Source organism: Sphingorhabdus sp. YGSMI21 (assembly GCF_002776575.1).
Classification (GTDB): Bacteria; Pseudomonadota; Alphaproteobacteria; order Sphingomonadales; family Sphingomonadaceae; genus Parasphingorhabdus.
Genome location: NZ_CP022548.1, coordinates 378,183 through 391,145, shown reverse-complemented (window position 1 = coordinate 391,145; position 12,963 = coordinate 378,183). Strand labels below are relative to the sequence as shown.

General features: G+C 59.2%; 12 protein-coding genes. 3 read left to right on the top strand and 9 right to left on the bottom strand.

The genetic code is table 11. The features are described 5' to 3' along the window. Together purH and CHN51_RS01800 are read left to right on the top strand one after the other, a co-directional pair. Positions 1 to 1,593 (top strand): bifunctional phosphoribosylaminoimidazolecarboxamide formyltransferase/IMP cyclohydrolase, encoded by a 1,593-nt coding sequence (gene purH, locus CHN51_RS01805; protein ID WP_100092483.1) that lies wholly within the window; start codon positions 1 to 3, stop codon positions 1,591 to 1,593. Between the two features lie 185 nt (positions 1,594 to 1,778). Continuing rightward, positions 1,779 to 2,069: a DUF167 domain-containing protein gene (locus CHN51_RS01800; RefSeq protein ID WP_100092482.1), complete on the top strand. Its 291-nt coding sequence runs from the start codon at positions 1,779 to 1,781 to the stop codon at positions 2,067 to 2,069. A 326-nt stretch (positions 2,070 to 2,395) separates the two neighbouring features. Here CHN51_RS01800 and CHN51_RS01795 read toward each other — a convergent pair whose 3' ends face one another. The 8 genes from CHN51_RS01795 to purE form a co-directional block, all read right to left on the bottom strand. Then, positions 2,396 to 2,803: a DUF3035 domain-containing protein gene (locus CHN51_RS01795; protein WP_100092481.1), complete on the bottom strand. Its 408-nt coding sequence runs from the start codon at positions 2,801 to 2,803 to the stop codon at positions 2,396 to 2,398. Positions 2,804 to 2,858: 55 nt separating this feature from the next. Further along, entirely contained in the window at positions 2,859 to 3,386 is a 528-nt protein-coding gene (gene lspA / locus CHN51_RS01790; protein ID WP_100092480.1) for a signal peptidase II, read from the bottom strand. A 118-nt stretch (positions 3,387 to 3,504) separates the two neighbouring features. Continuing rightward, positions 3,505 to 6,654, bottom strand: coding sequence for an isoleucine--tRNA ligase (locus tag CHN51_RS01785; RefSeq protein WP_100092479.1), 3,150 nt, complete (start codon positions 6,652 to 6,654; stop codon positions 3,505 to 3,507). Positions 6,655 to 6,819: 165 nt separating this feature from the next. Continuing rightward, positions 6,820 to 7,743, bottom strand: coding sequence for a bifunctional riboflavin kinase/FAD synthetase (locus tag CHN51_RS01780; protein WP_100092478.1), 924 nt, complete (start codon positions 7,741 to 7,743; stop codon positions 6,820 to 6,822). 65 nt (positions 7,744 to 7,808) lie between these two features. Then, complete coding sequence (locus CHN51_RS01775) at positions 7,809 to 9,044, bottom strand: dipeptidase (RefSeq protein WP_206169926.1); 1,236 nt, start codon at positions 9,042 to 9,044, stop codon at positions 7,809 to 7,811. After that, positions 9,041 to 9,535, bottom strand: a complete 495-nt coding sequence (locus CHN51_RS01770; protein WP_100092477.1) for a dihydrofolate reductase — start codon at positions 9,533 to 9,535, stop codon at positions 9,041 to 9,043. The genes CHN51_RS01775 and CHN51_RS01770 overlap by 4 nt, the downstream gene beginning before the upstream one ends. Positions 9,536 to 9,570: 35 nt before the next feature. Beyond that, on the bottom strand, positions 9,571 to 10,641 hold the full coding sequence (locus tag CHN51_RS01765) for a 5-(carboxyamino)imidazole ribonucleotide synthase (RefSeq protein WP_100092476.1): 1,071 nt from the start codon (positions 10,639 to 10,641) through the stop codon (positions 9,571 to 9,573). Positions 10,642 to 10,650: 9 nt separating this feature from the next. Then, the gene (purE, locus tag CHN51_RS01760) at positions 10,651 to 11,139 is read right to left on the bottom strand and encodes a 5-(carboxyamino)imidazole ribonucleotide mutase (protein WP_100092475.1); all 489 of its coding nucleotides are present in this window, start codon (positions 11,137 to 11,139) and stop codon (positions 10,651 to 10,653) included. A 245-nt stretch (positions 11,140 to 11,384) separates the two neighbouring features. Here purE and CHN51_RS01755 point away from each other — a divergent pair, with 245 nt between their 5' ends. After that, the gene (locus tag CHN51_RS01755) at positions 11,385 to 11,957 is read left to right on the top strand and encodes a GGDEF domain-containing protein (protein ID WP_164088948.1); all 573 of its coding nucleotides are present in this window, start codon (positions 11,385 to 11,387) and stop codon (positions 11,955 to 11,957) included. 25 nt (positions 11,958 to 11,982) lie between these two features. Here the strand turns inward: CHN51_RS01755 and gpmA are convergent, their stop codons facing one another. Next, on the bottom strand, positions 11,983 to 12,669 hold the full coding sequence (gene gpmA / locus CHN51_RS01750; RefSeq protein WP_100092473.1) for a 2,3-diphosphoglycerate-dependent phosphoglycerate mutase: 687 nt from the start codon (positions 12,667 to 12,669) through the stop codon (positions 11,983 to 11,985). Positions 12,670 to 12,963: the final 294 nt, after the last annotated feature.

The window sequence follows — 12,963 nt, the reverse complement described above, 5'->3', positions numbered from 1 at the left end:
ATGACAGAGAATATCAAAATCAAACGCGCGCTTTTGTCGGTTTCGGACAAAAGCGGCCTCGCTGATCTCGGCCAGAAACTGGCGGCGATGGGCGTTGCGCTGATCTCGACCGGCGGCACGGCCAAGGCGCTGCGCGAAGCGGGTCTCGAGGTTGCCGATATCAGCGATGTCACCCAGTTTCCCGAAATGATGGATGGCCGGGTCAAGACGCTCCATCCCAAGGTCCACGGTGGCCTGCTCGCCCGGCGCGATGACGCCGGCCATGTCGCTTCGATGGAAGAACATGATATTGCCGGGATCGATCTGGTGATCGTCAATCTCTATCCCTTCGCGCAGACCGTTGCCAAGGGCGCGGAACGCGACGAGATTATCGAGAATATCGATATCGGCGGGCCTTCGATGGTGCGCAGCGCGGCGAAGAACCATGACTTCGTCACCATCGTCACCGACCCTTCCGACTATGACACTTTGCTGACCGAACTGCAGGAGAATGACGGCGGCACCTCGCTGGCCTTCCGCAAGAATATGGCGGCCAAGGCCTTTGCTGCGACCGCCAGCTATGACAGCATGATCGCGCAATGGTTCGGCTTTGCCGATCAGGGCAAGATTTTCCCCGACACGCTGCCGGTCACCATGAGCCGTCCGGTCGAGTTGCGCTATGGCGAGAATCCCCACCAGAGCGCGGCGCTCTATTTGCCCGACGGCCCGTCCGCGAGCGGGATTGCCCAGGCAGAGCAGCTGCAGGGCAAGGCGCTCAGCTATAATAATTATAATGACGCGGACGCCGCGCTCGAGCTGGTCAGCGAATTTCGCGATGGCCCGCCGACCGTGGTGATCGTCAAGCACGCCAATCCTTGCGGTGTGGCCAGCGCGGACAATATCCTCGACGCCTATAAAGCGGCTCTGGCCTGCGACAGCGTCTCTGCCTTTGGCGGCATCATCGCGGTCAACCGGCCACTCGATGGCCCGGCGGCGGAAGCAATGACCGGTATCTTCACCGAAGTCGTTTGTGCCCCGAGCGCGAATGACGAGGCAAAGGCGATCTTTGCCCAGAAGAAAAACCTGCGCCTGCTGCTCACCGGCGAACTGCCCGACCCGGCCCGCACCGGCATGGGCTTCAAATCGATCGCCGGCGGCTTCCTGCTGCAGTCGCGCGACAATGGCCAGATTGCCGAGGCTGATCTGAAATGCGTCACCAAGCGCCAGCCGAGCGAGCAGGAAATGGCCGATTGCCTCTTCGCCTGGACCGTCGCCAAGCATGTCAAATCCAACGCCATTGTCTATGCCAAGGACGGATCGACAGCGGGTGTCGGTGCCGGCCAGATGAACCGGCTCGAATCGGCGCGCATTGCTGCGTGGAAAGCCAAGGATGCTGCGGAAAAAGCCGGTTGGAGCGAAAGCCGCACCATCGGATCAGCAGTCGCCTCCGACGCCTTCTTCCCCTTCGCCGACGGCCTGCTGGCTGCTGTCGAAGCGGGCGCAACAGCGGTGATTCAGCCGGGTGGTTCAATCCGCGACGACGAGGTGATTGCGGCGGCGGACGAAGCGGGTCTGGCGATGCTGTTCACCGGCATGCGGCATTTCCGGCATTAGGTGTTCTTCCCTCTCCCTTAAGGGAGAGGGTTGCGCAGACTTGCAAACTTGTTTGCTAGTCGCAGCTGGGTGAGGGTGTACTGCGCTTCAGATTGAAAAACACCCTCATCCAAGTCCGCCTAATCCGCTTCGCGCATAAGGCTCCCTATCCTTCTCCCTCACGGGAGAAGGGAAATAGTTAGACAATGGCAAGAAAGACATCATTCCCGCCCCGGTCCGAGATGCTCTCGTTCATAGAGAGCGGTGAATTGACCGTGAAAGTCACGCCCAATGCAAGCGACAACAGCATCAGCCTGCCGGGCGAGAACGGACCTGCCGGCATATTGCAGATCCGCGTGACCGCAACGCCGGAGAATGGCAAAGCCAATGCGGCCGTTCTGAAACTGCTGTCCAAAGCGCTCGGGCTGCCCAGGACATCGCTGGAGATTGTGCGGGGCGGCAATGCACGGACCAAGGTAATCTCGGTTCCTGATTGAACATTTTCTCTCCTTTACGGGAGAGGGTTGCGCAGACTTGGCAGCTTGTTGCCTAGTCGCAGCTGGGTGAGGGTGTACCAATCTCGAGAGAGCAGAACACCCTCATCCAATTACGCCTAATCTCGTTCCTCGATAAGGCTGCATATCCTTCTCCCTTACGGGAGAAGGGGGTGTGCCCCTGCGAAGGCAGGGGCCCATCTCCCGAACTATCGTCTGCACATTGGGGTAGCGAGTATAACGGGCTGAAGGCTCGAGCGCTTCTGCACTCCAACCATTATTATAACCTAAATTTCACGAGATGGACCCCTGCCTGCGCAGGGGTACAATCAATCCGGCGTAGCGGCCTGTGCGTTCTGGCCGTCGCCTTCGGGTGCGGCGATGATGTCGCGGGTGACGCTGCCCTTGTCGACGGTGAAGGTTTCCGGATCACCGACCGAAGAGCGAATGCCGGCGTCGGATTCACCGGCCAGGCCGACAACCGCGCTTTCGGTTACGCTGCGTGCCTGCGGGCCACCGAAAAGAGCTTCCAGTGTCTGCTGCTGCAAACCGCCGGCTTGCGGGCGAGGCTGACCGGGCTGGGGCGGGGTCAGCGTGAAATCGGGCGGGATGACCAGCGGTGGCTGGCGCGAAACTGCGAATTCGTCGGGCCGGTCGCGGTCAAACAGCCCGCTGGAGCCGCAAGCGGTCAGGCTGGCCAGCGACACAAGGCTGATAGCGACGGTGGATTTACGCATGATATTGTCCCTCAAAAATCTCTTACGGAGCCTGATAGCGCGCTCCTGACACAGGTCAACTTTCGTCAAGCTGAACATCCTCTTTTGTCTCATCCGTCTTTTCGCGGATTAACAGCGCCCGTGCAAGCAGGATCACCACACCGATGCTGATACAGGCATCGGCGAGGTTGAAAATCAGGAAGGGCCGGAACTCGCCGATATGCAGATCGGCAAAGTCGGCAACATAGCCGAGCCGCGCGCGGTCGACGATATTGCCCATCGCTCCGCCGAGGACCATGGCCAGAGCGAAAATATCCCATTTTGCCTTTTCCCGGTTCATCCAGATGAAAACGGCAAAGCCGATCAGACCGGTCAGCGCGACCAGCGCCCAGCGCTGGAAATCGGATGACGCGGTCAAAAATCCCATCGACACCCCGTAATTTTCGGCCCAGGTCAGGTTGAAAAAGGGGATCAGCTCGATCTGCCCTCTGGCCGGCAGCTGCAGCAATTGCATGACGACAAATTTGCTCGCCTGATCGAGGATGAAGATCAGAAAGGCGATGACCAGGCCGATGCGGCGGTAGTTTTTGATTTTATCGGTCATGATGCAAGCCTGATAAGAGTTTCGTCATCCTGAACTCGTTTCAGGATCCCGCCGGGCTTGGCGCTCTGTCGCGGGAGGTCCTGAAACAAGTTCAGGATGACGGGTGAGAGAGTGTCGTTCACGCCAAAACCTCCGCACAACGCCCGCAAAGCTCGCCGTCTTCTTCCACCTCGGGAAGCAAACGCCAGCAGCGGCCGCATTTGTGGTTGTCGGTCTTGGTCACGGCGATTTCCGCACCATCTGTGACATCCGCAACAATCGCCAGCTCGGCAAATTCTTCGGTGCTGATCGGCAGGTCGGCCATTGGATAGACAATCTCTGCTTCCAGGCTTGACCGGATGGTCTTTTCCCGCCGCAACGGTTCAATCGCCTCGGTCACCTTTTCGCGGGCATCGCGGACGAGGTTCCACTTCTCAACCTCATCGTCGCCCCAGCGTAGGCTGGGGTCCAAGCCGCTCGTCGATTGATTTGGGTCCCAGCCTTCGCTGGGATGACCTGTAGTGAGCGCCTTGAAATCAGGCCATTCCTTGAGATGGATACTATCCTCCTCATCCGGGAACCGGCTCTGCCAGATTTCCTCGGCGGTAAACACCAGCACCGGCGCGATATAGCGCGTCAACGCGTGGAATAAAATGTCCATCACCGTGCGATAGGCCATGCGCTTCGGATCATCCGGCGCGTCGCAATAGAGACAATCCTTGCGGATATCGAAGAAGAAGGCGCTGAGATCCTCCTGCGCGAAGGCGTTCAGCGTCCGCATATAGGGCCCGAAGGCAAAGTCATTCACATGCTGCTTCAGCTCCGCATCCACCTCGGCCAGCCTGTGCAGGATATAGCGTTCCAGCTCCGGCATGTCGGCCACCGCCACGCGCTCGGCATCGGTAAAGTCGCCGAGGCCGCCGAGCATATAGCGGAAGGTGTTGCGCAATTTCCTATAGCTGTCCGAAACCCCTTTCAGGATTTCATCGCCGATCCGGTGATCCTCGGTAAAATCGACGCTCGCCGCCCACAGCCGCAATATGTCCGCGCCCTGCACATCGATGATTTTCTTCGGATCAAGCGTGTTGCCGAGCGACTTCGACATTTTCTTGCCGGTCTTGTCCAGCGTCATACCGTGGGTCAGCACCGCCTTGTAGGGCGCGCGGCCTCTGGTGCCGCAGCTTTCGAGCAGGCTCGACTGGAACCAGCCGCGATGCTGATCGCTGCCTTCCAGATAGAGGTCGGCGGGGCTCTGCTGCTCCGGCCATTTGCCGCTTTCCAGCACAAAGGCATGGGTGCAGCCGCTGTCGAACCAGACGTCGAGAATATCGGTGATCACCTCATAATCGTCGAGCGCATAGGCGTTGCCAAGAAATTCCTGATGGTCGGCGTTGAACCAGGCATCGGCTCCGCCGGCTTTGAACGCTGCGATGATCCGCGCGTTTACGGCGGGGTCGTTGAGATATTCGCCGCTCTTGCGGTCGACATAAAGCGCAATCGGCACGCCCCAGGCGCGCTGGCGGGAGAGCACCCAGTCGGGACGGCCCTCGACCATCGATTCGAGACGGCGACGTCCGCGTTCCGGTACGAAGCGGACCTTGTTACGGATCTCGTCGAGCGCGACATCGCGGAGGGTGGCAGAGATGCCTTGTGCGTGTCCCACCTGTGTCTCGACTTCGCTCGACACGAACGGTGTTGTTTGGCCCCCAGTCCCGTTCGCATCGAGCGCAGTCGAGATGCCTTCAGGAAGAGGCCTGTCCATCGGCACAAACCATTGCGGCGTGCAGCGGTAAATAATCTTCGCCTTCGAACGCCAGCTATGCGGATAGCTATGCTTGAAATCGGCGCTGGCCGACAACAGCGCACCCGCGTCGCGCAGGTCCGAACAGATCGGGCCTTGCGGGCCGTTGAAATTCTTGTTGATCACCCCGCCGGCGCGCTCGTCCCCGCGCGGCAGCCAGGCCCAGTCGTCGCGATAGACACCGTCGGCATCGACCGCGAACACCGGATTGATGCCATTGGCCTTGCACAGATCGAAATCATCCTCGCCATGGTCGGGCGACATATGGACGAGGCCCGTACCCGCATCGGTGGTCACGAAGCTTGAGCCATCGAGAAACGGGCGCGGCTTGGTGTAGAATTCGCTGTCCGGGAATTTGTCCGCCATCGCGTGTTTTGCTGTGGCGCCGGCGAGTTGGGAGCCTTTGAATACGTAATACTTTTTGTCAAAAGGTGGCTTGATACCAACTGGTGGATAAGACAGCTCGATGGACGGATTAATCGCTTGTGTAGAAGGTATATCTAACTTGCTTAGTTGCAGGTTGAGTCGCTTTTGCAGTTCTTCGACGAGATGGCGGGCAACCAAAAGCTGCACATCGCCAACTGGAAGGCCTCCTGCCTCGGCAGCTTCGATTGTCGCAACTGTTCCTGCGTGAGGCTGGCTATTTTCTGGTGCTATTGCGTTGTAGTTTAGATCGCACACAACGTATTCAACATCTGCGCCATAAGCGAGTGCCTGATTGACCGGGATAGTCCAAGGTGTTGTGGTCCAGATGACGGCATATATTCCATCGCCGTGATCAATATACTTTTGTAGTTCCGGCGCGTTCGGCGCATCAACAATCTCGAACGCCACATCAATCTGCGTCGAGACGATATCCTCATATTCCACCTCGGCTTCGGCCAGCGCGGTTTTTTCGACCGGCGACCACATCACCGGCTTGGCGCCGCGATAGAGCTGGCCCGCTTCGGCGAATTTCAGCAATTCGGTGACAATCGCCGCTTCGGCGTCATAGTCCATCGTCAGATAGGGCTTGTCCCACTGCGCCAAGACGCCGAGCCGCTTGAACTCCTCGCGCTGCACATTGACCCAATTGTCGGCATAGGTCCGGCATTCGGCGCGGAATTCGCTGGCCGGAACCTCGTCCTTGTTGCGCTTTTTCTTGCGATATTGTTCCTCGATCTTCCACTCGATCGGCAGGCCGTGACAATCCCAGCCGGGCACATAAGGCGCGTCCTTGCCGAGCAGGCTCTGCGAGCGGACGACCAGATCCTTCAGCGTCTTGTTGAGGCTGTGGCCGATATGGATATTGCCATTGGCATAAGGCGGGCCATCGTGAAGGATGAATTTCTCGCGACCGGCGCGGGCTTCGCGCAGCTTTTCATAGAGACCAATATTCTGCCAGCGCTCCAGTATCGCCGGTTCCTTTTGCGCAAGGCCGGCTTTCATCGGGAAATCGGTTTTCGGCAGGAAAACCGTGTCTTTATAATCTGCTTTGGGATCGGTCATGATCGCGGGGATTAGGGGACGCGGGCCTTGGGTGCAAGCGGGATTTGTGCCACGCGCGAGCCTTGCAATCTGCTCGTCATTGCGAGGGCTGGAAGCCCGTGGCAATCCAGTGCGGCGAGTGGCGTTCTGGATTGCTTCGCTGCGCTCGCAATGACGAAAGGTGGCTCAAGCCAGCAGCTCTTTCGCCTTGTCGCAATCCTTTTCCATCTGGACCTTCAGCGCGTCGAGATCATCGAACTTCTGCTCGCCGCGCAGGAAATGGTGCAGTTCCACCTCGATCGTCTGGCCGTAAAGATCTTCGCTGAAATCAAAGAAAAAGGGCTCGAGCAATTCCTTCGGCGGGTCGAAGCTGGGGCGTATGCCCAGATTGGCCGCGCCGTTCAGCACGCGGCCGTCGGGCAGGCGCCCCTTGACCGCATAGATGCCATATTTAGGACGCAGATATTGACCGATGTCGATATTGGCGGTGGGATAGCCCAATATCCGGCCATTCTTGTCGCCGTGGATGACCTCGCCCTGTATCGCAAAAGGGCGGGTGAGCAGGCGGCCCGCTTCCTCGCAATGGCCTTCTTTCAGCGCCGCGCGGATGCGGCTGGAGGAGATGACATCATCGCTGTCGCTGACCGCGCTGACCGCTTCGCTTTTCAGTCCATGCGCCGCGCCGACTTCGCGTAATACGTCGATATTGCCTTTCGCGCCCTTGCCAAAGGTAAAATCCGCTCCGGTGACCACGCCGGCCGCGCCGAAGCGTTCGACCAGCAGCTTGGCAATAAAATCCTCTGCCGTGGTGGCTGCCAGACCCGCGTCAAATGCGAAGACCAGCATCGCACTCGCGCCCGCATCGGCGAACAGCCGCTGGCGCTGATCGAGGCTGGTCAGGCGAAAGGGTGCAACATCGGGCTTGAAAAAGCGCACCGGATGCGGATCGAATGTCGCAATGATCGCCGGACGACCCTCGTCCCGCGCCCAGTTCAGCGCCTTGCCGGCCACCGCCTGATGGCCGAAATGAAAGCCGTCGAAATTGCCCAGCGCAATGATCGCCCCGCGCAGCTCGCCTTCGATCCGGTCTTTTCCGTTCAGTCTGATCATCGAATCGCTATTGCGGGTTTCTTCGCATGTTTCAACAAACTCGTCATGCCAGCGCAGGCTGGCATCTAACCCGCATCCGAAGTGCGAGCATCGCTATCGGATTGACCCCCAGCCTTTGTCGGGGTGACGGCCTGAGACAAAGGTACAAGCCCCTGCCGGATTACCCGCAGCGCATTCAGCCCCATCACTGCGCGGATTTCCGCCTCGCTGAAGCCGGCGTCCATCAACGCCTGGGTGATCTGCACAACGCCGCTGGTGTCAAAGCGCGTGGTTACCGCGCCGTCAAAATCGCTGCCCAGCGCAACATGCTCGATGCCGACCAGATCGCGTACATGCTTCGCTGCCTTTGCCACGGTTGCCGGATTGGTGTTGCACATGGCGCCGTCCCAATAGCCCAGACCAATGACCCCGCCGGTTGCGGCGACACCCTTAATCTCTTCATCGGTCAGATTGCGATTGACCCCGCACACCGCCTGCACACCGCCATGGCTGGAGACCACCGGACGTCTGGCCATTTTCAGGATTTCGGCGACCGTGGCGTGGCTCGAATGGGCGATATCGACGATCATCCCCAAGTCTTCCATGTCGCGGACAATAGTCCGGCCAAAATCGGTAAGCCCGCCCTTTTTGATACCGTGCATCGATCCGGCCAGCTCATTGTCGAAAAAATGCACCAGCCCCGCCATGCGCATGCCCGCGGCATAGAGCTTTTTCAGATTGGCCCGCTCGCCCTCCAGCGTCTGCAGGCCTTCGGCGGAGAATAATACACCAATCGGGCCGTCTAATTGATTCCGCGCAGCCGCGAGCGTGTCAAGATGGCCGGGCTGGCCGATCGGCAACATCGCGCCCTCCGACACGGCGACCGCGCGGTCCAGCTTCTGCGCATGATAGAGTTGCCGCTCCAGCAGCGAGAACCAGGTCCGCACCGGCTGCATCTGGGTGATCGCCAGCAGGGTGATATTATCCGTATCGCCGCTGTTGCTGTCGTAATTCTGCCCCTTCGGCGTCTTGGTCACGCTGGAGAAAATCTGCAGCCCGATATTGCCCGCCTGCAGCCGGTCGAGATCGATATGGCCACGATCGACGCTGTCGGTAATCTTGCGCTTCCACAGCAAGGTGTCGCCGTGCAGGTCGACGATCATCAGGCTGTCGTGCAATTTCTGCGCCTCGGGGCGGATCTCCGGTAGCGGCTTGCCATCGACCATATTGGTCTGCTTCTCGAACTCGGCCGGCGCGAAAATCAGAAAGGCGGCGAGTAAAATTCCGACAAGCCCCAACAGCGCCAGCAGGAATTTCTTCACCCAATTTTCCTTTTCAGCGTGACGAAGCTGAAGGCCGGCTTGTCATTTTTCGCCTCGTGATCTTCGCGCGCAATTTCTTCCCACCGGGCTTTGTCGAAGGCCGGCATCTTGGTATCGCCCTTTGGCCTGGCATGCACCTCGGTCAGTTCGATCCGGTCGGCCTTGTCGAGAAAGGCCGCGTAAATCTCCGCACCGCCGATCACCGCGATATGGGGCGCGTTTGCCATTTTCAGAGCCTGCTCGATGCTGCCGGCAATCTCCGCGCCGTCGCCGTCCCAGCTCTTGTCGCGGGTCAGCACGATATGGCGGCGTCCGGGCAACATCCCTGGCAGGCTGTCAAACGTCTTGCGGCCCATGATCATCGGCTTGCCCATGGTCATCTGCTTGAACCGTCTCTGATCTTCGGGCAGGCGCCAGGGGATGGTGTCGCCGTCGCCGATCACGCCATTGTCGGCGCGGGCTAGAAAGAGAATGATTTCAGGATGGTTCATGGGCGACGCCTAGCGCAGTTCCGGCGGACTGCAAATTAGAAATATAATTTGGTGACATGACCCATTTTGCGACCCGGCCGGCTCTCGCCCTTGCCGTAGAGATGAAGGTGGTTGGCGCCGTCGGATAGCAGGTCCTGCCAGTCGTCGGCCTGCGCGCCGATCAGATTGTGCATCTCGACCTTTGCCGCCGCCAGTCCGGTGTCGCCCAGCGGCAGTCCGCAAATCGCCCGGATGTGATTTTCGAACTGGCTGGTGACCGCACCCTCGATCGTCCAATGGCCGCTGTTGTGGACGCGCGGCGCCATTTCATTGAAGACGGGGCCGTCGCTGGTGGCGAAAAATTCGCAGGTCAGCACGCCGACATAATCCATGGCCTCGGCCATTTTTGCAGCAAGCGCGCGGGCACCGTCCTGCTGTTCCAATATCTCTGTTGGAGCGGGCGCGCTGGAAACCGACAATATGCCGTCGACATGGATATTGTGCGGCGTATCCCAGAAGCGGATCTCGCCATTCCGGGCGCGCACCAATATCACCGAAAATTCATGGTCGAAGGTGACAAAGCCTTCGGCGACGCAAGGTTGCTGGGCGACGGCGTCCCAATGCTGGTCGAGATCGTCACCCGGACGGATGCGCGACTGGCCCTTGCCGTCATAGCCCATCCGAATGGTCTTGAGGATCGCGGGCGCGCCAATTTCGGCGATCGCCTTGTTCAGCCCGGCCCGGTCGGTCACTTCGGCAAATGGCGCCGTGGTGCCGCCATGCTCGCGGGCGAAATTCTTCTCCGCAACCCGGTTCTGCGCGATATCCAGCGCGGCAATCGGCGGATGGAGCGGCGCGCAGGCTTCGATCTGGTGCAGCGGATCGACGGGTACGTTCTCGAACTCGAAGGTGATGACGTCGCAGGCCTCGGCAAAATGCGTCAGCGAGGCAATGTCGTCATCTTCCGCGCAAGTGAATTCGGCCGAGACTTCTGCCGCCACGCTGTTGCTGTTCGGCGCATAGATGTGACAGCGATAGCCGAGCTGTGCTGCTGCGACGCCCAGCATCCGGCCGAGCTGGCCGCCGCCCAAAATGCCGATGGTGGATCCGGGAGCAAGTGTCTTCATGGCGTCTGCTTATTCCGGCTCATCGGCGACGGCTTCGGTCTGGGCCGCGCGCCAAGCCTCCAGCCTTTCGGCCAGCGCCGGGTCACTATTGGCCAGAATTGCGGCTGCCAGCAGCGCGGCATTTTTTGCGCCCGCGTCGCCGATCGCCAATGTGCCGACCGGGATTCCCGCGGGCATTTGCGCGATCGAGAGCAGGCTGTCCATGCCGCTCAGCGCCTTCGACTGGATAGGCACGCCGAGCACCGGTACCCGGGTCATCGAGGCCACCATGCCGGGCAAATGGGCGGCGCCACCGGCACCGGCGATGATCACCTGTAACCCGCGTTCGGCCGCTGATGTCGCATAGTCATAGAGCCGGCCAGGGGTGCGGTGCGCGGACACGATCTTCTGTTCGTGCGGCACCTGCAACTGATCCAATATGTCGCTGCCGAGCTTCATCGTTGCCCAGTCGGACTGGCTGCCCATGATAATACCAACAGGAGGAGATGCTTCGGCCATTTTCGTCCCTGACAATGCTACGGAAGCAATGCGGTTTAGTCATGAAATGGTGCGGACGCAATGACACATATGGGGGTTTTGAATTTTCGTGGTGACAAGTCCAGCCCCGGCCAATGGGATATTTCCGGACGATAATCGCTTGCCGCCACCGCCGCTTCTCTGGCACAGTGAAAGGGAATAATCCTGTTGTGCTTTCAAATATATATAAATATATATGCGCACAGGGCCTGGGAATCACAAATAAAATGCGACAGCAAAGAGCAAGCAATGATCAACATTGCGCCAACTGCGTTATATTGGAGCAGGAAATAGTTGCACTGAAAGAGGATCTCGCTGAAATGAAGCTGCACGCCTATAATGATGTGCTTACCGGACTTTCAAACCGCCGCCTTTTTGTTGAAAGCCTTGAGGATCGCGTCGCGCGATGTCGGCGATATGGCGACAATTGTGCGGTGCTGTTCCTCGACGTCGACAAATTGAAGGCGATCAACGACGAACATGGCCATGCTGCCGGAGACGCCCTGCTGGTGCGGCTGGCCGAAATATTGAAAACCCATACCCGGACGACAGATGTGGTTGCCCGGATCGGCGGTGATGAATTCGGCCTGCTGCTCGACAATCTGAACGGCGACCAGGTGGCGGACAAGATAGACTTTCTCCTCCAGCAACTGGCCAAGGAGAATATCAGCCATGAAGGCAGAAAACTGCCGCTGTCCGCCTCCATCGGCTATTGTTTCATCGGCCCCAAGGATACGACGGACGGCCTGATGTCCCGCGCCGACGCCGCTATGTACCGCGCCAAGGACAAGCCGGAATAGGGACCGGGGCTATCGCCCCGCCAGCCTATCGTTCGGAAAGATAATAGCGTTCGATCTCGTTCAGATCATCATCCAGTTCATAGATAATCGGCTGGCCGGTCGGAATTTCCAGACCGGTAATCTCGTCATCCGGAATTTTCGAGAGATGCTTGACCAGCGCGCGCAGGCTGTTGCCATGGGCCGAGATCAGGACTTTTTTGCCATTTTGCAATTCCGGTGCGATCCGGCTTTTCCAGTAAGGCAGCACCCGTGCGATCGTGTCCTTCAGGCTTTCGGTCGAAGGAACCTCGATGCCTTTGTACCGCGGGTCGCTCGACATCTGATAGGGGCTGTCCGACGCCATCGGTGGCGGCGGCGTGTCAAAGCTGCGCCGCCAGATATGGACCTGCTCGTCGCCATGCTTGTCGCGGGTTTCCTGTTTGTTGAGACCGGTGAGGCCGCCGTAGTGGCGCTCGTTGAGCCGGTAGTTTTTCTCGACCGGCAGCCAGAGGCGGCCCATTTCTTCCAGCGCGAGATTGAGCGTCTTGATCGCCCGCGTCTGGACGCTGGTGAAACAGACATTCGGATCGATCCCGCGTTCCTTCATCAGCTGTCCGGCCGCCTTGGCTTCCTCTACGCCCTTTTCGGTAACATCGACATCCCACCAGCCGGTGAAGCGGTTTTCGAGATTCCATTGTGACTGGCCGTGACGGAGCAGGATGAGTTGGGGCATTGATGGTCCTTAAATTTATGTTTCCCCTTCCTCTAGCGGTGATGGGGGAGGTCGCCAAGAGCGATTTCAGGTTGAAAATCTCATGCCCGCCGGCCCGTGCGGGCGACAGCTGCGCCATTGTCCCCCATCCTTTGGTTGTCCGGCATCGAACGGCAACAGCGCGAACCTTCTGTGCAGGGCCAGGGCGACCGGCATATTCCGTCGCCGCGGCTCGCGGTTGGTCCCGTGCCGGAGTTCGATTGATTGTCCATGGTAAAGGTTCGGCAAGGAAATCGCCCTAAGGGGGGAATCCAT